Source organism: Rossellomorea sp. SC111, from assembly GCF_024733565.1.
In the GTDB taxonomy this organism is placed as follows: Bacteria; Bacillota; Bacilli; order Bacillales; family Bacillaceae_B; genus Rossellomorea.
Genome location: NZ_JANIOC010000023.1, coordinates 35,251 through 56,897 on the forward strand (window position 1 = coordinate 35,251; position 21,647 = coordinate 56,897).

Annotated in this window: 20 protein-coding genes and 1 other annotated feature; of the genes, 7 read left to right on the top strand and 13 right to left on the bottom strand. The window is 45.9% G+C overall.

What is annotated here, in order from left to right; translation table 11 throughout:
• Positions 1–5: 5 nt before the first annotated feature.
• Positions 6–605: a hypothetical protein gene (locus tag NQ095_RS21190; protein ID WP_258265354.1), complete on the bottom strand. Its 600-nt coding sequence runs from the start codon at positions 603–605 to the stop codon at positions 6–8.
• Between the two features lie 338 nt (positions 606–943).
• On the opposite strand from NQ095_RS21190, the gene rpsD reads away from it, so the two are divergent.
• Positions 944–1,546 (top strand): 30S ribosomal protein S4, encoded by a 603-nt coding sequence (gene rpsD, locus NQ095_RS21195; RefSeq protein ID WP_034765742.1) that lies wholly within the window; start codon positions 944–946, stop codon positions 1,544–1,546.
• Positions 1,547–1,805: 259 nt separating this feature from the next.
• Here the strand turns inward: rpsD and tyrS are convergent, their stop codons facing one another.
• A complete protein-coding gene (gene tyrS, locus NQ095_RS21200; protein WP_258265355.1) occupies positions 1,806–3,068 on the bottom strand; it encodes a tyrosine--tRNA ligase in 1,263 nt (420 codons plus the stop codon).
• A 54-nt stretch (positions 3,069–3,122) separates the two neighbouring features.
• Positions 3,123–3,331 (bottom strand) — a binding site (T-box leader).
• Positions 3,332–3,508: 177 nt separating this feature from the next.
• On the opposite strand from tyrS, the gene NQ095_RS21205 reads away from it, so the two are divergent.
• Positions 3,509–6,460, top strand: coding sequence for a transglycosylase domain-containing protein (locus NQ095_RS21205; RefSeq protein ID WP_258265356.1), 2,952 nt, complete (start codon positions 3,509–3,511; stop codon positions 6,458–6,460).
• Between the two features lie 512 nt (positions 6,461–6,972).
• On the opposite strand, the gene acsA is transcribed toward NQ095_RS21205, so the two are convergent.
• Positions 6,973–8,691, bottom strand: a complete 1,719-nt coding sequence (acsA, locus tag NQ095_RS21210) for an acetate--CoA ligase (RefSeq protein ID WP_258265357.1) — start codon at positions 8,689–8,691, stop codon at positions 6,973–6,975.
• A gap of 253 nt (positions 8,692–8,944) precedes the next feature.
• Between acsA and NQ095_RS21215 the strand changes: the two genes are divergently transcribed.
• The 4 genes from NQ095_RS21215 to NQ095_RS21230 all read left to right on the top strand — a co-directional run bounded on the left by NQ095_RS21215 (position 8,945) and on the right by NQ095_RS21230 (position 12,722).
• Positions 8,945–9,577: a GNAT family N-acetyltransferase gene (locus tag NQ095_RS21215; protein ID WP_258265358.1), complete on the top strand. Its 633-nt coding sequence runs from the start codon at positions 8,945–8,947 to the stop codon at positions 9,575–9,577.
• Positions 9,578–9,606: 29 nt separating this feature from the next.
• Positions 9,607–10,254: an acetoin utilization AcuB family protein gene (locus NQ095_RS21220; RefSeq protein ID WP_258265359.1), complete on the top strand. Its 648-nt coding sequence runs from the start codon at positions 9,607–9,609 to the stop codon at positions 10,252–10,254.
• Positions 10,251–11,426 (top strand): acetoin utilization protein AcuC, encoded by a 1,176-nt coding sequence (locus tag NQ095_RS21225; RefSeq protein ID WP_258265376.1) that lies wholly within the window; start codon positions 10,251–10,253, stop codon positions 11,424–11,426. The genes NQ095_RS21220 and NQ095_RS21225 overlap by 4 nt, the downstream gene beginning before the upstream one ends.
• A gap of 186 nt (positions 11,427–11,612) precedes the next feature.
• The gene (locus tag NQ095_RS21230) at positions 11,613–12,722 is read left to right on the top strand and encodes a hypothetical protein (RefSeq protein ID WP_258265360.1); all 1,110 of its coding nucleotides are present in this window, start codon (positions 11,613–11,615) and stop codon (positions 12,720–12,722) included.
• 62 nt (positions 12,723–12,784) lie between these two features.
• Here the strand turns inward: NQ095_RS21230 and moaA are convergent, their stop codons facing one another.
• From moaA to mobB, 3 genes are read right to left on the bottom strand one after another with little or no spacing between them, the layout of a single operon-like run.
• Entirely contained in the window at positions 12,785–13,792 is a 1,008-nt protein-coding gene (gene moaA / locus NQ095_RS21235) for a GTP 3',8-cyclase MoaA (RefSeq protein WP_258265361.1), read from the bottom strand.
• A 33-nt stretch (positions 13,793–13,825) separates the two neighbouring features.
• Positions 13,826–14,416, bottom strand: coding sequence for a molybdenum cofactor guanylyltransferase (locus tag NQ095_RS21240; RefSeq protein ID WP_258265362.1), 591 nt, complete (start codon positions 14,414–14,416; stop codon positions 13,826–13,828).
• Positions 14,413–14,952 carry a molybdopterin-guanine dinucleotide biosynthesis protein B gene (mobB, locus tag NQ095_RS21245; RefSeq protein ID WP_258265363.1) on the bottom strand — a complete coding sequence of 180 codons (540 nt, stop codon included), beginning with the start codon at positions 14,950–14,952 and terminating at the stop codon, positions 14,413–14,415. Before mobB ends, NQ095_RS21240 begins: the two co-directional genes overlap by 4 nt.
• A 699-nt stretch (positions 14,953–15,651) precedes the next feature.
• On the opposite strand from mobB, the gene moaC reads away from it, so the two are divergent.
• A complete protein-coding gene (moaC, locus tag NQ095_RS21250; RefSeq protein WP_258265364.1) occupies positions 15,652–16,143 on the top strand; it encodes a cyclic pyranopterin monophosphate synthase MoaC in 492 nt (163 codons plus the stop codon).
• A gap of 35 nt (positions 16,144–16,178) precedes the next feature.
• On the opposite strand, the gene modB is transcribed toward moaC, so the two are convergent.
• The 7 genes from modB to NQ095_RS21285 are packed head-to-tail and all read right to left on the bottom strand — an operon-like array spanning position 16,179 to position 21,227.
• Positions 16,179–16,838: a molybdate ABC transporter permease subunit gene (gene modB / locus NQ095_RS21255; protein WP_258265365.1), complete on the bottom strand. Its 660-nt coding sequence runs from the start codon at positions 16,836–16,838 to the stop codon at positions 16,179–16,181.
• Positions 16,839–16,865: 27 nt separating this feature from the next.
• On the bottom strand, positions 16,866–17,624 hold the full coding sequence (gene modA / locus NQ095_RS21260) for a molybdate ABC transporter substrate-binding protein (protein WP_258265366.1): 759 nt from the start codon (positions 17,622–17,624) through the stop codon (positions 16,866–16,868).
• An 8-nt stretch (positions 17,625–17,632) separates the two neighbouring features.
• On the bottom strand, positions 17,633–18,145 hold the full coding sequence (locus NQ095_RS21265) for a MogA/MoaB family molybdenum cofactor biosynthesis protein (protein ID WP_258265367.1): 513 nt from the start codon (positions 18,143–18,145) through the stop codon (positions 17,633–17,635).
• A gap of 46 nt (positions 18,146–18,191) precedes the next feature.
• A complete protein-coding gene (moaD, locus tag NQ095_RS21270) occupies positions 18,192–18,425 on the bottom strand; it encodes a molybdopterin converting factor subunit 1 (RefSeq protein WP_258265368.1) in 234 nt (77 codons plus the stop codon).
• Entirely contained in the window at positions 18,418–18,894 is a 477-nt protein-coding gene (locus NQ095_RS21275; protein WP_258265369.1) for a molybdenum cofactor biosynthesis protein MoaE, read from the bottom strand. Before NQ095_RS21275 ends, moaD begins: the two co-directional genes overlap by 8 nt.
• A complete protein-coding gene (locus tag NQ095_RS21280; RefSeq protein WP_309137678.1) occupies positions 18,887–20,200 on the bottom strand; it encodes a molybdopterin molybdotransferase MoeA in 1,314 nt (437 codons plus the stop codon). The genes NQ095_RS21275 and NQ095_RS21280 overlap by 8 nt, the downstream gene beginning before the upstream one ends.
• 13 nt (positions 20,201–20,213) lie before the next feature.
• Complete coding sequence (locus NQ095_RS21285) at positions 20,214–21,227, bottom strand: MoeB/ThiF family adenylyltransferase (protein WP_258265371.1); 1,014 nt, start codon at positions 21,225–21,227, stop codon at positions 20,214–20,216.
• Positions 21,228–21,647: the final 420 nt, after the last annotated feature.

Here is a 21,647-nt window from a genome sequence, read left to right on the forward strand (position 1 = left end):
TTACATCACCGGCTCCTGGCCAGTACAATATCCTTTTGAAAGACAACCAGCCATACTGAATCGTCTCCAGATAAGGAATGAATTTCTTTAGGTTCCCCGCTTTTGTCTGTAAGATCCAGTTGGACATCATCAGCCCCCCGCGGAATGCTGATGAATCCGGTGCCTTCCTGAATGTGAAAGGACTGACGGCTTGAAATGACGGTAGAAGGAGCACTATCCCGCTCCTGTAGAACCTCTAACGATTCGGAAAATAGTATCCATTTCTTCTCTTCCAACTGGACCCATATCCCATTCTGTTCCTTTGTAACGCCGAGCGTTTTCACTGTATTATGTAACGACACACTATGTAATACCTTAAAGTAATATTGGTTTTGTTGATCAATTTCATATATGACAAGGACCGGCTGCTCTTCTACCACCTTTGCCAATGCAATGACCGGGTTATGATGTTCGTCTCCCCTGGACAATACTTCGGCATGAATGGTAGGTTCCATCTCATCGACTTTTTCGGATGAGGAGGAATAAAGGAAACCTCCCAATACGACAAGCAGACAGATACCGATCAATAGATATCGAAGAAATTTATCTCTATTTAATTCCTGCAAATCTGCTCACCTATTTAACATAATTTTCAACTTTCATTATATCACAACAAATGACTTATGGACTATTTTGTTTGTGCAATCTAGATCGTTCTTTTATTGAATCTATAAAATACTTACTTGACTTCTATTCTCTCGCATCATATAATATTCTTTGTGTAAAATAATGCAGCTTCAGTGAAGTCCTTTATGCTCGTATTTTGTTCCTCTACACTTTGAGGTGTATCTTGTAACCCTCTGCTGCTAGGGCGAAGGTACATGAAAACAAAATGCACATAATTGTTTATTCACAGGTGTTTTTATTTTACAACAAAATAAAAACAATAAAGGAGGAGTCATTCATGGCTCGATATACTGGCCCAAGCTGGAAATTATCTCGTCGTCTTGGAATCTCTCTAAGCGGTACGGGTAAAGAATTAGAAAAGCGTCCTTACGCTCCTGGACAACATGGTCCTAACCAACGTAAAAAAATCTCTGAATACGGTTTACAACTTCAAGAGAAGCAAAAACTTCGTCATATGTACGGAGTAACTGAGCGTCAATTCCGTAACCTATTTGACCAAGCTGGCAAATTACAAGGTAAACACGGTGAAAACTTCATGGCGCTACTTGAGTGCCGCCTGGATAACGTTGTTTATCGTTTAGGCCTTGCTCGTACTCGTCGTCAAGCACGTCAACTTGTTAACCACGGTCACGTTACAGTGAACGGATCTCGCGTAGACATCCCTTCATTCCGCGTTCTTCCTGGTCAAACAATCTCAGTTCGTGAAAAATCACGCAACCTTGACATCATCAAAGAAGCGATGGAAGTGAACAGCTTTGTTCCTGAATTCCTAACTTTCGATGCTGACAAATTAGAAGGTACATTCACACGCGTTCCTGAACGTTCTGAATTACCAGCTGAAATCAATGAAGCTCTTATCGTTGAGTTCTACTCTCGTTAATCTTTGTACAAAAACACTGTCCACTATGTGGGCAGTGTTTTTTTTGTATTCTAAATAGGCTCTTTTCGTAAACTTTGATATCATGGATGGTAGTGAGGAGTGGTTGATTTCCGCTGCAGGTGCTCGCTTTCCCTCACCATCTACCCATACACAAATAGACAGAGCCTCGGCAGTTCCTATGTTAGAAAACAACAAAAAAGCACGGCACCCGCTCCAAAATAAGAGAAACGGATACCGCGCTGATAGATTCTATATTCTATTATACGTACTGAATTCTGAAATATTTCTTCTTTCCTCGGCGGATGATCGTAAATTGTCCTTCAATCTTGTCATCTTCACCCATCACATGTTGAAGGTCCGTTACGCGTTCTCCATTGATGTAGATTGCTCCATTGCCAACATCCTCACGTGCCTGACGTTTGGAAGGCGAGATTTTCGCATTGACGAGGAGATCGATCAATCCGATTTCTTCCCCTTTGGATTGTTCAAAGGATGGTACATCTTTGAATCCTTCCAGTATTTCCGATGCAGACAATGACTTGATGTCGCCGCTGAATAACGCTTGAGTGATACGGATCGCCTGATCAAGGGCTTCTTCTCCGTGGATCAGCTTCGTCATTTCTTCCGCAAGCGTCTTTTGTGCCTTGCGAAGATGAGGTTCTGTTTCAACGGAAGCAGTTAGTTCCTCGATTTCTTCATGAGAAAGGAATGTGAAGTACTTCAAGTATTTCACGACATCCGCATCGGCTGCATTGATCCAGAACTGGTAGAACTCATATGGAGACGTCTTCTTCGGATCGAGCCATACCGCGCCGCTTTCCGTTTTCCCGAATTTCGTTCCATCCGCTTTCGTGACAAGTGGAATCGTGAAACCAAATGCCTTCGTTTCTTCTTCATGTGTACGTCTGATCAATTCAAGGCCGGTCGTGATATTCCCCCACTGATCGCTGCCTCCGATCTGCAGCTTACAATTGTAGTTGTCGTATAAATGATTAAAGTCCATCGCCTGCAGAATCGTATACGTAAATTCAGTGAACGAAATACCCGATTCCAGGCGGGACGAGATAGTATCTTTCGCCAGCATGTAATTCACCCCTACATGCTTACCGAAATCACGAAGGAATGTGACAACATCCATCGCTCCAATCCAGTCATAGTTATTCACCATCACTGCGCCATTTTCCCCTTCGAAATCAAAAATGCTTTGGAGTTGTTTTTTAATGCTCGCTACATTTCCCTGAATTGCTTCAATTGTCTGCAGTTTACGCTCTTCGTTTTTACCGCTTGGGTCACCGATCAAACCTGTTGCCCCTCCAACCAGTACAAGTGGACGATGCCCTTGATTCTGGAAACGGCGAAGCGTCAGGAATGGAAGCAGATGCCCGATATGCATGCTGTCCGCTGTCGGATCGATCCCGCAATAAATCGAAATGCTCTCTTTATTCAATAAGTCCTTCAAGCCTTCTGCATCCGTTTGCTGATACGTGATCCCACGCCATTCCAAGTCCTTTAGTAAATCCATCTTTATTTCCTCCTTTTGATAAACATGCTGACAACAAAAAAGTCCCTGCATATATGCAGGGACGCTGTCGCGCGGTACCACCCAAATTAAGGAATAACATCCTTCACTCATTCAAGATAACGGCTTGTACCGTTTGCTGCTACCAGTGTTCACAGCAAAAGCTCCAGGATGTAATTCATCGGCCATTTGTGTCAGTTCACAGCACCCACTGACTCTCTTCGTAACAGGGAAGGCAGACTACTTATTCCTCTCATTGCATGTATTATTTGTACAAAAATCCGATAGATGACGGATTATCATTACTATCACTATATTAGGTTTTTACCATATTCTAAAATAATAGTCAACTAAATGCATGATAAAAGACCATTTTATTTGACTTTTTACGACAGCCTTCCTGGAATTATGCTATAATGGGAATGTTCTGGGGGGAATGATATATGAAGGAAAAATGGAACATATTACGTGAAAAATTAGACCCTGCAATCAGGTTCTTTTCAAATACTAGACTTCAAAAACGAGCAAGAATTACATACGGTGTATTCTGGAACCTCTCTTTAATCCTGGCCGTCATCTTTGTACTGGGATTCGCATTTGCAGGAGGAGTCGGAGCGGGTTATTTCGCTTCACTCGTCAAGGAAGAACCGATCCGTCCTTATGACCAAATGAAAAAGGACATCTACAACTACGAAGAAACCTCTCGACTTTACTTCTCGGATGATGTATATCTCGGGAAACTCCGGACCGACCTGGAACGGGAAGAAGTGAAGCTTGAAGATATTTCAGAAGATCTGCAGCATGCCGTCATCGCCACGGAAGATGAGTACTTCAACGAACATAACGGTGTCGTGCCGAAAGCAATCATGCGCGCCGTCCTACAGGAATTCACGAATTCATCTACCCAATCGGGCGGGAGTACACTCACCCAACAGCTGATCAAAAATCAGATCCTCACGAATGAAGTGTCATTTGAAAGAAAAGCGAAAGAAATCCTTCTCGCTCTTCGCCTGGAAAGATTTTTTGAAAAAGATGAAATATTGGAAGCATATCTGAATGTAGCGACTCTTGGGCGTAACTCTTCCGGTCAAAACATCGCCGGCGTCCAATCTGCTGCCAAAGGGATCTTCGGAGTGGATGCAAAGGATTTGTCCCTGCCTCAGTCAGCTTTCATCGCCGGACTTCCACAGGCACCCTTCTCTTACACGCCATTTAAAAATAATGGAGAGGTAAAAGAGAATCTCGAAGCCGGGATGAGCCGTAAAAACACGGTCCTCTACCGGATGCACCGGGAAGGTTACATCACGAAAAAGCAATATGACGATGCCGTTGCCTATGACATCTCAAAGGACTTTGTAAAGCCTAAGTCATCACCTCGGGAGCAATACCCATGGCTCACTGCCGAACTTGAAAGCAGAGCAGTGGAAATCATGAAAAATGTGCTTGCCAAGGAAGATGGATATTCTGAACAGGATCTCGAAAATAATGATGAACTTGAAGATAAATACCAGACGCTTGCTGACCGCAATGTCCGTCAAAGCGGGTATGAAATTCATTCGACCATCAACAAAAAGATCTATGACCAAATGCAAAAAACAAAGGATGCGTATGATATGTACGGTCCTACCAAAACCAGAACGGTAAAAGACCCTGACACAGGGAAAGAAGTAGAAATCGAAGAGCCGGTTCAGGTCGGCGCCGTTATGATCGAGAACAAAACGGGCCGCATCATCAGCTTCATCGGCGGCCGTGATTTTAAATTGGAACAAATCAACCATGCCACTCAGTCACACAGATCAAACGGATCTACCATGAAGCCTTTACTCGCTTACGGTCCAGCACTCGAATACGGGTACATCTCACCGGGATCACCGATTCCTGATGTTGGTGTCAACATTAATGGCTGGAAACCGGAAAACTATTCGTTCAGGGAGCGCGGGCTTTTCCCTGCTAGGTTCGCCCTGGCAGAATCATTGAATCTTCCAGCGGTCAGAACGTATGCGAATATTTACAACCGTAATCCTTTTAAAGAGTTTCTATTGAAAATGGGCTTCGATTCCCTTTCAAGCAGATATGACAATAACCTGTCCCTTACTCTAGGGGCAACGACGACAGGTGTCACGGTCGAAGAAAATGTGAATGCATACACCACCTTTGCCAATGGAGGAAAATTCATCGATGCCTTCATGATTGACAAGATCGTCGACAAGGATGGCAAGGTCGTCTTTGAACATAAGACAGAGCCGGTGGATGTCTTCAGTCCGCAAACCGCTTATTTAGCGATCGATATGATGAGAGATACCCTGGATCATAATCTTGGTACAGGTCGTTATGCGAAAACCTTCCTGAACTTTAATTCAGACTGGGCAGGGAAATCCGGAACGAGTCAGGATTACAAAGATCACTGGTTCGTGGCAACGAATCCCAGCATCACCTTCGGAACCTGGTTCGGTTATGACAAACCTTCTTCATTGAACACAGCTTCATCCCGTGCTCAATATGGACATTACGGCTTGCGTAACATCCGATTATGGTCGTATCTGCTGAATGATGTCAGGGATCTTGCACCCGACCTAATCGACCCTGATGCTTCGTTCCAACAGCCGGAAGGAATCGTCAGAAGATCCTTCTGTTCCATCTCGGGACTGCTTCCATCCGAAGCATGCAGCCAGGCGGGACTGGTTAAAAGTGATTTATTCAATGCAAAATACGTACCAACCAAAACGGATGACAGCTTACTTATGAGCCGGTACGTAATGGTGAACGGAAAGAAATACCTGGCATTACCGAATACGCCGGCAGAATTTTCACAGCCGGGTGTCATCCTGAACCCTGACTTTGTGAAAAACATCTTCGGTGCCGTTCCTGGGAATCCGGACAAACTCATTCCGGATGGGGACGAACGATTTAAAAATGTCCTCATCGCTGAGAACAAGATTTCCGATGACGGGTCAGCTCCTGGAACCGTCAATGCAAGCGGAAACGGGAACAAAATTACGTGGACGCCATCCGCAAGTGGCGACGTCGTCGGATACAGAGTATACCGGACATCCGGCGGAAAAGTCGGAAGCGTCAAATCCGGCTCAAGTTTAGCAGTATCCGTCGGAAACGGTGATTTCTACGTGGTGGCCGTCGATGTAGCCGGCAAAGAATCTGCCCGTTCCAACACGGTCCAGATCGGACAACCCGCACCAAAACCGGATCCCAAGCCTGAAAAACCGGGTACAGATCCGAAACCACCTGGTGATAAACCAGCCGATCCACCGCCAAAACCCGATAAACCGGACAAGCCGGAGCCACCACCTCCTGCAGATGACGGAGGCGGCGACGGCGGGGGTGACGGAGGCGGAACCGAACCACCTACAGAACCCGATCCACCACCAGCAGAGAACTAATGCTTGATTGCAAAGAGGGAAACGTCGTTATGACGTCTCCCTCTTTTTGTTTTATGGTGTCTTATCCTTAATTGAGTAACCAACCACTGATAGTTAGAATAAGCGGAGATTTTCCGGTTAAGACTGCAGAATAGAGCTTTCTTCTGGATATAAGCGGAGGTATTCCGACTAAGCAAAGGAAAATTTACCATTTACACGTTTTCCGATTAAATAGTCGGAATCTTTCCGTCTATTTAAGGTGATTTTCCGTGCTATTTGATAAATAAGCGGAATTCTTCCGCTTATTTACCAAACTGGCTTTAGCCTCCTTCCTTTATTGAACATGGAAAATAAATTTAAAAAAAGGCTTAGAGATATCTGCATCTCTAAGCCTTTTTGACTGTGATATAAACTGTGAATTATATTGTGGAAGTTTAGGTGATTTGCTATTTGAATTGGTCTACGATTAACCGTTTTGCACCCCACAAGTAAACCCCCACTCACAAAGAGCAGGGGTCCACACCACTTATCTATCAGTCTTCCATTGTACTCAAATCACCTGTCGGCAAATCTAATTCCCATGCCTTCAATACGCGGCGCATGATTTTTCCGCTACGCGTCTTCGGAAGCTTGTCGCGGAATTCGATTTCCCTCGGTGCCGCGTGGGCAGCGAGTCCTTTTTTCACGAATTGGCGAATCTCTTCCTTCAACTCGTCTGTCACTTCGTATCCGTCACGAAGGGCGATGAATGCTTTGATGACTTCCCCGCGGACCGGATCCGGCTTCCCGATTACACCAGCTTCTGCGACAGCGGGATGTTCGACAAGCTTGCTTTCCACCTCGAAAGGACCTACCCTTTCCCCTGAAGTCATGATGACATCATCGATCCGTCCCTGGAACCAGAAGTATCCGTCTTCGTCCATGTAAGCGGAATCACCTGAAACATACCAATCGCCAGGCATGAAGTATGATTCGTACTTCTCTGGGTTATTCCAGATCTGATTCATCATCGATGGCCAGCCTTTTTTGATGGCCAGGTTCCCCATCCGGTAAGGTTCTACTTCATTTCCTTGATCATCAACGATCGCGGCTTGGATACCAGGGAATGGTTTTCCCATGGAGCCCGGTTTGATTTCAAGGCTTGGATAGTTACAGATCAGCTGACCGCCTGTTTCCGTCATCCACCACGTATCATGGATGCGCAGGTTGAATACTTTCATTCCCCAACGGACAACCTCGGGATTCAATGGTTCTCCCACGCTGAGGATATGACGGAGGGAGCTCAGGTCGAATTGCTTCACGACTTCATCCCCTGCACCCATCAGCATCCGGAAGGCAGTCGGTGCGCTATACCAGACCGTCACACCGTAGTCTTCAATCGTTTTATACCAGTTCTCCGGCTTGAAACGTCCCCCGACAATGACATTGGAGGCGCCCGTCAGCCACGGACCGAAGATTCCATAGGAAGTACCTGTGACCCAGCCAGGATCCGCTGTGCACCAATACACATCTTCCTCTTGAAGGTCCAGGACCCATTTAGACGTTTGATAGTGCTGGATCATTGCGTTATGGACGTGAAGGACCCCTTTGGGCTTTCCAGTGGAACCGGACGTATAGTGAAGGATCAGACCATCGTTCCGGTCCACCCATTCAACTTGCAGCTTATCGCTTGCTTCAGCAAACTTCGTCATGAAGTCTACGTGAACATCATCTTCCTCCACACCTTCTCCTACAAGGAAGACGTGCTTCAGATTCGGAAGCTCACTTACAGGAACCCTTTTCAGTAGCTCGGGAGTGGTGATGAGAACCTTTGCTTCGCTATCCTCCAGGCGATCCCGGACAGCTCCCTCCATGAATGCTTCAAACAGGGGTCCCACGATGGCTCCGAGTTTGATCGCACCTAGAACGGAGAAATACAATTCCGGTGATCTTGGCATAAAGATGAAGACACGGTCACCTTTCTCAACATCCCCAAACCTCTTCAATACATTTCCTGCTTTGTTCGACATCTTCTTCATATCAGAGTACGTATATTTTTCATCACGTTCTGCATCTCGGTAATAAAGAGCGACTTTATTCTTCCTGAAAGACACTGCATGCCGGTCAATCGCTTCGTGTGCAAGATTGACGCGACCTGTTTCCGCCCATGAAAATTCCTTCTCGACGTCTTTCCAATCGAATGAATCATACGTATTTTCATAGCTTTCAAGATTATAGTTTCCCTTCGTCACTGGTAGCGCTTCCACTTTCATATACCGTATCCCCCTTATGTAAGAAATTACAATCTTATTATAGTATAAAACGAATATTTTCTCAATTTTTTAAAAAATCTGCCATAGAGTAGACGGACTGGATTCTTCAGTGAAATCCTTTCTAAACGCTGTCACTAATAGGTATTTCAGAATAACAATCCTAATCTGAACGTCTGAATTTTTTGTGAAAGCGCTCTCTCGTTTTTAATTTCATGTATAATGGAAGGGAGGAATATCTTTAGGTGGTGTCCAGATGAAATTGAAAAAAACCTATAATGCAACAGAGTTAAAGACAACAAAAGGAAATATCATTATTGAAGGTCCGATTTCGGCAGAAGAGTTGTCCCGCCTTGATTTCCACGAGGACCTGGTTGCTTTCAGACCTCCTGCCCAGCAGCACAAAGCCCTTATCGAGATTGCCGGTTTACCTGAAGGGCGTATCTTGATTGCAAGAGACAATCATACCATTGTCGGATACGTTACATACTTATACCCTGACCCCCTCGAACGGTGGTCCCAGGGAAAGATGGAGAATCTGATCGAGCTTGGTGCCATCGAAGTCATCCCGAAATTCCGCGGGGCGGCCGTCGGGAAGAATCTATTAAAAGTATCCATGATGGATGATCATATGGAAGATTACATCGTCATTACGACAGAATACTATTGGCACTGGGACCTCAAAGGGACTGGCCTGAACGTATGGGAATACCGGAAAGTGATGGAGAAGATGATGAACGCCGGCGGATTGGAATATTACGCAACGGATGACCCTGAAATCAGTTCCCATCCGGCCAACTGCTTGATGGCAAGAATCGGGAAACGAGTGGATTCGGATTCCATTCAGCAATTTGACCAGCTTCGATTCATGAATCGTTTTATGTATTAACGTGACTGTTTCTAAAAGGGGTGGAGAGCGTGATTGTAGAAGAGATAATGAAAACGAAAATCGAAACATTGAAAGCCGATGATACGATTGAATCGGCTATAAACTTAATGAGGGAAAAGAAAATCAAACATATCCCGATCACGAATGACGAGATGGAAGTCGTCGGCATCGTAAGTGACCGGGACGTGAAGGATGGTACACCTTCTATTTTCCATGATGGATCTGTTACTTCCGAGTTACAGAAGCCTCTTAAATTCATTATGAAGACCGACGTGATCACGGGGCATCCACTGGATTTCGTGGAGGAAGTCGCTGCCCTTTTTTATGAGCATCATATCAGCTGTCTTCCAATCCTGAAGGAAGAGAAGCTCGTTGGCATCATTACGGAAACCGATCTCTTGTATACCCTCATTCAATTGACCGGTGCACATCAGCCCGGATCTCAGATTGAAGTGAAGGTCCCTCATAAAGCAGGCATCCTCTATGAAGTGGCCGGCATCATCAGACGGCATAATTCCAATATCCAAAGTGTCCTTGTCTATCCGGATAAGAAAGACGATGCCTTTAAAATCCTTGTATTCCGGGTACGGACGATGAACCCGATGAACGTGATCAGTGACCTTAAGAATGAAGGATATGACGTGTTATGGCCAAACATGCCGGGAATTTCATCATGACAAAGGATGCTGTCTTTATTTATTCAGATGAACTGCTGGGGTACCGGTTCTCTGATGAGCATCCCTTCAATCAGACCCGGATTACCCTGACGATGGACCTCTTAAAGGAAGTGAAGGCTCTTCAACCGGATGATATCGTTCCTCCGCGAATGGCTACAGACGAAGAGTTATTTCTAAATCATGATCCCAACTATGTAAATGCTGTCAGACAAGCGAGTAATGGCCAGCTTTCTCAAGATCAGGCAGAAGGGTTCGGGATCGGTACAGAAGATACCCCTATGTTTCAAGGTATGCATGAAGCAAGCGCGTATTTAGTGGGAGGCACTCTGACGGCCGTTGACTGCGTCATGACGGGTAAAGCGAAGCATGCCCTCCACTTGGGGGGCGGATTGCATCACGGGTTCAAGGGTAAGGCTTCCGGGTTCTGCATTTATAACGACAGTTCCGTGGCTATCCGCTATTTACAGGAAAAATACGGGGCAAGGGTATTGTATGTCGATACCGATGCCCATCATGGGGATGGGGTCCAGTGGTCATTTTACGATGATCCCGATGTGTGCACCCTGTCGATTCACGAGACAGGCCGGTATCTCTTCCCCGGAACGGGCAATATCAATGAGCGCGGTCACGGAAAAGGATATGGATATTCATTCAATATCCCCCTTGATGCCTTCACGGAAGATGAGTCGTGGCTCGAGGCCTATGAGATGTCCTTCCGGGAAGTCATTGAATTCTTCAAACCGGACGTGATCCTGACCCAAAATGGGGCGGATGCCCATTACTATGATCCACTCACCCATCTTTCGGCAACCATGAACATTTACCGGGAGATCCCTCGTATCGCCCATGAGCTTGCCCACGAGTACTGTGATGGGAAATGGATTGCCGTCGGTGGCGGCGGCTATGATATTTGGAGAGTCGTCCCCCGTGCCTGGAGCATGATCTGGATGGAAATGACGGGGCAGATGGATCTTGCCTCCTCTTTTCCATCCAAATGGGTCGAACGCTGGAAAGGAAAAGCAGGCGTCACGTTACCGACAGAATGGACAGATGCGCCCGATATCTATAAGCCGATACCGAGAAAAGGGGAAATCACGGAAAAGAACAAACAAACCGTCGAAAGAGCCCTTTACTCCATCCGGCAGCAACTGAAACACAAGCCATCGATTTGATCTAAGACTAACAAGTGTACAGTAGAGATGATAGAATGATAGAATAAGTGCCAAGTCCAAAGTATGTGTCTGGGCTTGGCGCTTTTCTGATTAAATCTTTCTATCAATTTGTTTACATAGCTTTCTTATAAAGGAAAATGTGTTAAACTCCTCCATAATCTTCTAAGAAAAAGGATGTGTGAGGCAATGAATAAATACTTGCCGCTAATGTTAACCGTAACACTTGCACTGGGAGCCTGTTCCTCCCCCACTGCAACTAAAGAACAGGAAAAGAAAGAAGCCACTTCGGAACAAGACAAGGGAGAAAAGAAACTGAAAGAAGACAAGGTGGCAGAAAAGAAGGAAGAGAGTCAGCCACCTTTCAAACCGCTGGAACCTGCTGAAGATGCAGTGTCCCTGAAGGAAAGTCTGGCTGAAGCAGCACAGTCCGAAGAAGCTGAGACCGATCAGGAGGGGCAGAAGGATAAACCTCAGCGGACAGTGCCTTTTGGTGAGACCCTTGCAAACGGTGTGGAAGATCCATCAGACGGACCATTGAAGAACCATCGGCTCGTGACCTACTATGGAACACCAGCATCCAAACATATGGGGATTCTCGGAAAATACGAACCAGAAGAATACATAAAGAAACTGAAAGAACAAACCCAGGTCTATTCCGATCTCGACCCGGATCGTCCAGCGGTCCCGACGATTGAATTGATTACCACCATGGCCCAGAATGCGCCAGGCCCGGACGGTGATTATGTGCAGATGACGTCTGAGGAAAATATCGAAACGTATGTGAAGCTTGCCGAGAAGCATGATGCTCTTGTATTGCTCGATATTCAACTCGGAACGGATACGGTGATGAATCAGGTGAAGATGGTTGAAAAGTGGCTTAAGCGCCCGAATGTTCACCTTGCCATCGATACGGAATTCCACGTAGCCGAAGGGGAAAAGCCCGGAGAGGATCTCGGTGAGGTCGATGGCCGCGAAATCCAGGAAGCCATCGAGTATATATCAGCGATGGCGGAAAAAAATAACCTGCCGGATAAACTGGTCCTCATCCACCAATTTACCGGTCCCGTGCTGACGAACAAAGATGCGATCAAACCCACTGAAAACGTCGAAGTCGCCATCAACTTCGATGGCTGGGGTGCAGCCGCGGATAAACAGGCATTGTATGGCAGATACGTTCGGGATGAACCGACTCAGTATGGTGCCTTCAAAGTCTTCTATGAGAAGGATTTCCCAGTCCTGACACCCGAAGAAGTGCTAAAGATGGATCCGAGTCCGGCAGTCGTCAATTATCAGTGACCCCGTCGACCCGTACAAAAAAGCAAGGATTTCTCTTAGATGAGAAACCCTTGCTTTTTCATTTATCCTCCAATATAGGACATCTCGATTTTCCGGGATGCCTGGCTTTCTTCCGTCCTTATTTCAGAATAACGATCATCCCGTTTTTCCCATACGCTTCTGATCGCTTCCTTCAATTCATCATCAGAGGCATTGCCCCTGATCATGGCCCTCAAGTCGAATCCGCTTTCGGCAAATAAACAGGTGAACAGCTTTCCATCTGTGGATACCCGTGCCCGATTACAGCTCGTACAAAAGCTTTCCGTTACGGAGGAAATGAATCCTACCTCCGTATCTGTCCCACTGTACCGGTACCTTTTGGCCACCTCTCCATCGTAACCCGGCTCGACGGGTTCCAATGGATAATGACTGTTTATGAGATCATGGATTTCCTTCTTGCTGATCACATCTTTATAATTCCAGCCATTTGTGGTTCCGACATCCATAAACTCGATGAATCGAAGCGTGATCCCTTCTTGTTTAAAATAATGAACCATTGGCATGATTTCATTGTCGCTAAGACCCTTTTTCACTACCATATTCACTTTCACTTCAAGGCCTTCCCCTTGTGCAGCGTGAATTCCATCCAATACGGGCTTCACTCCCCTGCCCATATCATTGATTTTCATAAATACCTCATCATTCAAGGAATCCAGACTTACGTTCACTCTTGTAAGACCGGCTTGTTTCAATGCCTTTGCATACTTCGGCAGGAATACACCATTTGTCGTTAAGGCGATGTCCTTTATACCTGACACTTTATACAAGCTTTCAATCAAGGCGGGCAGGTTTCGTCTAAGCAGGGGTTCTCCCCCCGTGAGCCTGATTTTTTCCACACCGAATTCAGAAAAAATGCCGGCTAAACGAGTGATTTCCTCAAATGAAAGAATCTCTTCTCTTTCTAAGAAAGGATAATCTGCACCAAAAATTTCTTTCGGCATGCAATACCTGCACCGGAAATTACATCGATCCGTTACAGAAATCCTCAAATCACGAAGGGTTCGGGTTCTCTTGTCTATGATATGGTCCATGCAGGGCTCACTCCAGTTACATATTTCATACTTTCATTTAATATGAGTATCGTAATCTTGCTTCGTATTGATATTATGAAAGGCTTCCCTTTCTGCTAATTCCTCTTCTGTCAGATATAGGACAGAGAGGCCTTTAAGTATACTACCCATTTTGTAATCTTCTTTAACAAGCTGGTCATGGATCGTTTCTTTGACAGACTCCCGATACAGGGCCAATAAAGGTTGGAGCTTACCGCCAATGACCGGAACAATGGCATCATACCTTTCATCCACTTTACTTACCAGCCGATCCATTAAGCTACTCGTCACCAGCGGTACATCGACAGGAAGTACGGCGTACCATTCCGCTTGGTATTCACTCATGGCGGTGTAGATCCCAGCCAGAGGTCCACAGCCTTTGAATTCGTCTACATCCTCTACTACCTGTATATTTGGCAAAGCACCGAATCGGGGGAATAACCTTGCGCTCGTTACAATGATCACCTCATCGGCAAAAGAAGAAACGGCCTGAAGTGAGTGCTGGAAGAACGGCTTTCCTTTATAGAGAGTAAAAGCTTTGTCGCTTCCGAACCGCCTGGATTGTCCCCCTGCCACGATGACTCCGGCTATTTTGATATCACTCATCCTCTAGCACCCCTTTCCTTTTTCAAAGATGCCTGAACCCATAAAAGATACCATTTTTCAAATTCCTTCATCCCGTCTTTTGAAAAATAAGCGATCGTCTCTTTCTGCTCTTCAATCGGAAAAGGGGCTATCACCGCAATCACATTCTCGGTTTCCTGAAGGATTCTACGATCACTCTGATTCCGAAGAAGAACGATCTTGGGATATCGTTCCCTCTTGTATCCTTCTACTATAATCAGATCCGTTTTCATATAAGAATAGATTGAGAGAATGTCATCAAGTTGCCAGTCCCGTTTTGAAATAGCCAGCTGAAGCATGCCATCTCCTTCTACACCTGCTATCGTTGCTCCTGCCCTCTTATGCAAAGTACTATCTGTGCCTTCAACCATGTCGGGCTTTCCACCGTGACCATGATGCTTGCATGAAGAGACGGAAATCCCTGATTCAGCAGCCCATCGGATCATATTGCAAACCAGGGAAGTCTTCCCGCTATTTTTAAAACCAACCACCTGGATCACCGAAAGATCTTTCAACACACCCCGTCACCTCACTTCCACTTACTGATTCTGGTATTTCAAATTCAATTGAATGCAGGTTCTCATAGCAAGGCTGTTATCATAAACATTGTTGTTTTTTACAGTGACTCCATACTCTGTCAACCAGTGTGTGCTTCAGGGTGAGGGGAACTGCTTCGCTTGCAGCTGGCGTTCGGCCGAGCCTCCTCAGCACACTTCGTTTCCGGGGTCTCGACACGCCCGTTTTCCGCAGGAGTCTACGCAGTTCCCCTCACCCTCTAAACATGTTTGGAGTGACAGAGCTATATGAATAGACACTTGAACCACTGTTTTTTACCTTTATAGACTTCAAATCAAGTAATTCATGTTTTCAGAAGGTACTATTCTTACACTAATAATGACCACTCCTTAGTCAGTTGATTGGAGCGGAAGGTGCTCGACTCCTGCGGGAAACGCGGGAAAGTTGAGACCCCACAGGGCAACGCCCGAGGAGGCTCAACTCACGCCCCGCGGAAAGCGAGCACCTGCAGCGGAAATCAACCACCATTCGCTTCGTCGACGGCAATAATCTCTGAAAAACCTATACTATCTAACACATAACAGGGAGAAACCACTCAGTGTTATGTACCTTAATTGGTGCAACTCAGCTGTACAAAAGTGGATGATGGATGTTTTACTTTCCTCCACATTACGATTACACTAAAAACAGAGGTGAACATAATGTCTAACTTTACTCATTTTAATGAAGAGGGCAGAGCGAAAATGGTTGATATCTCCAGTAAAGAGGAAACCGTCCGAACAGCTATTGCTCACTCTTCCATTCAAGTCAATCAGGAAATTCATCAAAAAATAGTCCATCATGATTTTAAAAAAGGCGATGTCCTTGGAGTCGCACAGGTTGCCGGTATCATGGCGGCAAAACAAACATCTGCCATCATCCCGATGTGCCATCCCATTCCCATCAGCAGTGTCAATATCTCTTTTAACTGGAAAGAAATGAATGATGCCTCCCATGAGTTACATATAACGGCAGAAGTAAAAACGAAAGGGAGCACCGGGGTGGAGATGGAAGCCTTGACTGCCGCTACGGCAACAGCCCTTTGTGTGTATGATATGTGTAAGTCTGTAGATAAAGGGATGATCATCGGACAGACCTACTTATTGCATAAATCGGGCGGGAAAAATGGTGATTTCCACCGGGACCATCTCTGACACGCTCCCCCTGTGAATCTTCCGGTCTTCGATCTTCAGGGCCGGTCGTTGATTCGATTCACCAACAGCAGGAAGATGAAGGAAACCGCAATGCTTATCCCGACGTATTTCCACGCCAGTCCGTCTTCCCCGGATTCAATAGCTACGTAAATGGCCGTTGAGATGGTCTGGGTTTTTCCAGGAATGTTTCCTGCAAACAGTAAAGTGGCCCCGAATTCACCCAAGGCCCTTGTGAAGCTGAGTACCGCCCCTGTCAGCAGTGATCTGCTTGCAAGCGGGATCGACACATACATGAGTGTCTTCCACTCTGAAGCCCCATCCACCCTTGAGGCATCCTCAATATCTCCATCTATGCTCAGAAATCCTGCTTTCGCAGATTGATACATCAACGGGAACGCCACCACGACAGCGGCAATGATGGCGGCATATGGGGTAAACAAAATCGTTTCTCCCATTACATTTTCTATTCCTCTCCCTATTGGACTATTGATCCCAAACAATATGAGAAGGATAAACCCAACGACAGACGGTGGTAATACGAGCGGCAGCATGAACAGGGTCTCCAAAACAGTCTTGCCCCGAAAGTTGATCCGGGAGAACCTATGTGAAAGTGCTACAGAAATAACGAACGTAAAAATGGTTGCTGACGCTGCGACCAAAAGGGAAAGCTTGATAGGGAACCAAAATGATTCCATCTGAATGTCCACCTACTTCTTTACAAATTACCCTTTAGTAAATCCAAATTTTTCAAACGTATCTTTTCTTTTATTACTGATGACAAATTTATAAAAAACGGCTGCTTCTTTTGGATACTTGCTGTTTTGTAGTACTCCTGCATAGTAACCGATTTTTGAATGATGGGAAGGGTTGATCGACTGTATGGATTTCACCTTTTTGCTTGAAGTCAAATCACTGGCATAGACAATCCCCAATGAAACAGACTGATTTTCCACCAGCGTAAGCACCCCTCTTACATCTTTGGCCAATACGAGCTGATCCTTGACCTCATTCCACTTATCCATACCCATCAATGCCTGTTTTGCATAGTTTCCCGCCGGAACAAATGCCGGGTTTCCTATAGCAAGCTTATCCTTGGAGCGGGAAAGGGCATCAAGACTTGGGTCACTGCTCGATTCAGGGGCGATGATCACTAATCGGTTTGCTAAGAACGGCCCTCCCAGGGTTGAGTCAATCAATCCTCCGTCTATCAATCTTTCGTAATCCTTTTTGGATGCAGAAAGGAACACATCACTCGGGGCCCCTTGTTCCACCTGTTTTCTTAACGCGCCGGTTCCGCCAAAGTTAAAGAGAATTTGAATGCCGGGATGCTGTTTTTCAAAGTCCTTTTTCACTTCCATCATACTATCTTTCAGGCTGGCCGCTGCCGATATGGTCAGGGTGACCTTGTCCTGGTCTTTAGGGGAACAGCCGGTTACGAGGAATATGATGGTGATAAGGATCCATATCCTTTTAGTCATCATTTTTCCTTCTACCTGAAATCCTTTGTCATTTCATTTGCAATATGACCTATTTCGGGGATGATCAATTGTTCCATGGCAAGTTTTACGGCTCCCGATGATCCCGGCATGGAAAAGATGATCGTGTCACCCGATACCCCTGCAATCGCCCTAGATAAAATCGCAGCGGAGCCAATATCATCCCTGTAGCTTAGGAAACGGAACAGTTCACCAAAGCCCACCAGTTCCTTATCCAATAAAGATTTCACTGCTTCTATCGTTACATCCCTTTTGCTTATGCCTGTTCCACCATTCAATAATACTGCCTGTATCTCTTGATTATGTATCGCTTTTTCCAGTGAAGCCGTAATGGTGCTGATATCGTCTTTTACGATCTCGTATTCAGCGACTGCATGTCCTGAATGTTGGAGAAATTCCATTAGAAGCTTTCCACTATTATCTGTTTCTTTTGTTCTTGTATCGCTTACTGTCACCACTTTACATGAGACTACTTTAGCCGATGCCTTCCTATGCTCCTCCAGCAAATGGATCATCTCCTTTCATATCTTCATCGTCTGTCGGGTACCTCTATCATCCCCCGCTGACTGGAGGAATGAGCGCCACAACGTCTCCTGAGGAAATCACTTCATCTTCCACGGAGTATTGTTCATTGACTGCAACCATGACGCCATCTAAAGAAGGAAGGTGATAGTCATCCATCAACCTTTCCTTTAACTCTTTCACAGTAAGTTCCCCCTGGTCTATCGTCACCTCTTGTCGCCCTGCCCTTTCCTGCAGATGGGCAAAAAGGAATACCTTAATCATCCGCTCCACTTCCTTTCATTGGTTTCCCGTCCGGATATTCCACATGCTGGAGTTGATCTCCTATCCACTGTTCCCCATCTTCCCAATGCTCTTTCTTCCAGATCGGGACAATTTTCTTAATCTGTTCGATCACATATTCATTAGCCTCATAGGCCGCTTTACGGTGGGGGGATGATACGGCAATGACCACTGCCAGGTCGGATATGTCGAGCCTTCCCACCCGGTGTGTGATTGCTACCTTGGCAGCCGGCCATTTATCTTGGACCTGCCCCCCGATTTCTGCAAGTTTCTTCACAGCCATTGATTCATAGGCCTGATACTCTAAATAGAGGGTTCTTCTTCCTTTCGTCCATTCTCTGACGGTGCCGCAAAAAATGGTTATGGCTCCGGCGTCACTGCTTTCCACTTTCGCAGAAACTTCCTCTGGATGAATAGGGGCATCTGTTATCACAAATAAATCATCATTCACGGAGCTGCATCCTTTCTTCACTAGATTCATTCTTCTGAAAATAATCACCGGTCAGGTCGCTTCCCTGCTGGTCTTCCAACAGTAATACGTGCACCCTCAGTCCCTCCTTATATCCCCTTGTTCCACTCGGAAGGACAATCAGGACATTGGCAGAAGCCAATGAGGAAACGACACCTGATTTATCCAGACCTGTAGGTGCGGCAAACACGCTTCCTCCTGAATACGTCATTTCCCCCCTGACAAACCGGGTAAAGGGATTCGGTTTAGGGAAATCTTTACCGAGAACGGCTTCTTCCCTTCTGACAAAGAGATGGGAGCACTGTAAATAAAATCGAATGACGGGTCTGACGAATAATTCAAAGCCTACATAACAAGCAGAAGGATTGCCGGATAATCCGAATAGGAGCTTTCCATCCTTCTCGGCAACCGTTGTGACACTTCCAGGCCGCATGCCCACTTTATTGAACAGGACATTTGCTCCAAGCTTACTATAAATATCCGGAAGGTAATCATAATCACCTACGGATACACCACCTGTCGTGATCAGGAAATCCACCTGTTGAAGGGCTTTTTCCACATGCCCGAAGCACAGGTCAAGGTCATCGCTCAATTGTCCCAGGAAGATCCCTTCGCCGCCTGCCCGTTCAATCTGGGAGAGGACCATATAGGAATTACTATTCCGGATCTTGCCGGGTACGAGTGGTTCATCTATTTCAAGCAATTCACTTCCAGTCGCGAGGACCCCTACTTTCGGTTTCCTGCTGACGGGTACTTCCTTATAGCCGAATGTGGCCAGGAGCGCCACGATCCCTGGATTGATGTACGTTCCTTTCTCAGCAAGGATCGTCCCCTTTTTCGTATCCTCCCCGCGGAAGGAAATATTGTCCCCCTCCTTATATGGCCGGTTTATGGTAATGTACGCTCTTCCGTTTTCTTCATAGTTCTTCACCAATTCAAGCATGACCACTGCGCTCGCTCCCTCTGGAATCGGTGCGCCTGTCATGATCCTGACGGCCTGGTTCTCTTTTAGTGGTTGACTGTATACACTTCCTGCTCCTATTTCAGAAACCACTTCCATAGAAGCAGGGTTATCCTTCGACGCATATGTAGAATCTTCGGCTCTTATGGCAAACCCATCGTACGGGGAGCGGTCAAATAGCGGGACATCATGATCGGCAAATAGATTTTCCCCAAGGAATCTGCCGGATGCCTTTTCGATTTCCACGTTTTCGACTGTGCCTTTCTGTTTATACTTCAGAAGACATTCTATGGCTTCTTCTACCTTAATGGGCGTTCGACGTTCCAACATCTGCCCCCTCCTATCCGATTAAGCGATGATAAATCTTCTTAGCTTCGTTCATATCATTGGTACCATGGATAAATGTCCGGCCATCATGAAAGAACACGATCCTATAAGGCGCATAATCAAATGAAAGCAAATAGGGATTCCGCTTCATTTCTCCTAAACCTTCCAAGTTTCGTTCCAGTTCATTTAATGAGTGTGGATGATGCGGCGACCTGATCTGCACTGTATCCCTTCCACAAAGGACCGCTGTCTTGGTACGGTTTTCAAACTGTAAATATGGATACACCGGATTTATACCACAGGAAGGGCATCCATCCCTTCTGGCTTTTGATACATTCATCGTACAGGATTGATTGCCCCACAGATCGAAGGTGATCAGCCCGCTTCTCAATGAGTCGTGATCTTCCACTAAAAGCTTCAGAGCTTCCGTTGCTTGATAGGCTGCTACCATTTGGACAACAGGAGCGATGATACCGGAAGAATCACACGTCCCACCTGACATCGGAACGGATCCCGTGAGACAATTCAGGCAAGGCGTCTTTCCTGGAAGAATCGTATAGCTCATCCCTGTGCTCCCGACACAAGATCCATATATCCACGGAACGTGATATTTAAGGGAGATGTCATTTATGATAAAACGAATATCAAAGTTATCCGTACAATCCAACAACAGATCCGCATCCTTAGCGGACTCCGACAGCCACTCTGCGTCAGCTTCTGCCACCGAGGCAGTGATATGTACTCCTGAGTGAATCTTTTCCAATCGGTTTTTGGCGGCGACGGCTTTAGGTAACCCCTCCATGGCATCACTCTCTGTATATAACTGCTGACGATGAAGATTGCTCATCTCCACATAATCTCGGTCAATGATCGTCAATCTACCTATCCCCGCTCTGACAAGAGATTCCGCATTGGCAGATCCCAACGCCCCCGCCCCGATCACCACGACATGCTTCTCAGCTATTTTTCCCTGCCCGGTTTCTCCAATAGGTTTAAACAATACTTGACGGGAATATCTGTCACTCATCCTGCTTTCACCCCTTTTAGGCTTTGTTCGTTTCAAGTGAAGGATTAGGACTACCTTTCTCGAACACTTTTTTTTCAGAGCATTCTAAAAAATCATAGAAACATTATCTTTTACCCTAAAGAGTCCATTTATATTCCTGTATATGATCATAACTTTCTATCAACCTATCTTTTTTACCGTCCCTCAGCAAACAGATGCCCGACATCAAGCCGTTTATACGGTTTATATAAAGCACTTTCTCAAAGGTTGTTGTTTTCTAACATAGGAAATGCCGAGGCTCTGTCTATGTGAGTATGGGATAGATGGTGAGGGGAACGGCTTCGCTTTCCGGCGGACGAACGAACAAGCCTCCTCGCATTCGCTGCGGGGTCTTGTCTCGTCCGTTTTTCCGCAGGAGTCTACGCCGTTCCCCTCCCCATC

Bases quoted from the DNA above. Each gene is read 5' to 3' on its own strand.
- modB (WP_258265365.1), bottom strand. From the start codon at position 16,838: ATGGAATCATTTTGGTTCCCTATCAAGCTTTCCCTTTTGGTCGCAGCG.
- acsA (WP_258265357.1), bottom strand. From the start codon at position 8,691: ATGAAAGTGGAAGCGCTACCAGTGACGAAGGGAAACTATAATCTTGAA.
- moaD (WP_258265368.1), bottom strand. From the start codon at position 18,425: ATGATTAAGGTATTCCTTTTTGCCCATCTGCAGGAAAGGGCAGGGCGA.
- tyrS (WP_258265355.1), bottom strand. From the start codon at position 3,068: ATGGATTTACTAAAGGACTTGGAATGGCGTGGGATCACGTATCAGCAA.
- NQ095_RS21230 (WP_258265360.1), top strand. From the start codon at position 11,613: ATGAATAAATACTTGCCGCTAATGTTAACCGTAACACTTGCACTGGGA.
- rpsD (WP_034765742.1), top strand. From the start codon at position 944: ATGGCTCGATATACTGGCCCAAGCTGGAAATTATCTCGTCGTCTTGGA.
- NQ095_RS21240 (WP_258265362.1), bottom strand. From the start codon at position 14,416: ATGAGTGATATCAAAATAGCCGGAGTCATCGTGGCAGGGGGACAATCC.
- NQ095_RS21225 (WP_258265376.1), top strand. From the start codon at position 10,251: ATGACAAAGGATGCTGTCTTTATTTATTCAGATGAACTGCTGGGGTAC.
- NQ095_RS21285 (WP_258265371.1), bottom strand. From the start codon at position 21,227: ATGAGTGACAGATATTCCCGTCAAGTATTGTTTAAACCTATTGGAGAA.
- modA (WP_258265366.1), bottom strand. From the start codon at position 17,624: ATGATGACTAAAAGGATATGGATCCTTATCACCATCATATTCCTCGTA.
- NQ095_RS21205 (WP_258265356.1), top strand. From the start codon at position 3,509: ATGAAGGAAAAATGGAACATATTACGTGAAAAATTAGACCCTGCAATC.
- moaA (WP_258265361.1), bottom strand. From the start codon at position 13,792: ATGGACCATATCATAGACAAGAGAACCCGAACCCTTCGTGATTTGAGG.
- moaC (WP_258265364.1), top strand. From the start codon at position 15,652: ATGTCTAACTTTACTCATTTTAATGAAGAGGGCAGAGCGAAAATGGTT.
- NQ095_RS21215 (WP_258265358.1), top strand. From the start codon at position 8,945: ATGAAATTGAAAAAAACCTATAATGCAACAGAGTTAAAGACAACAAAA.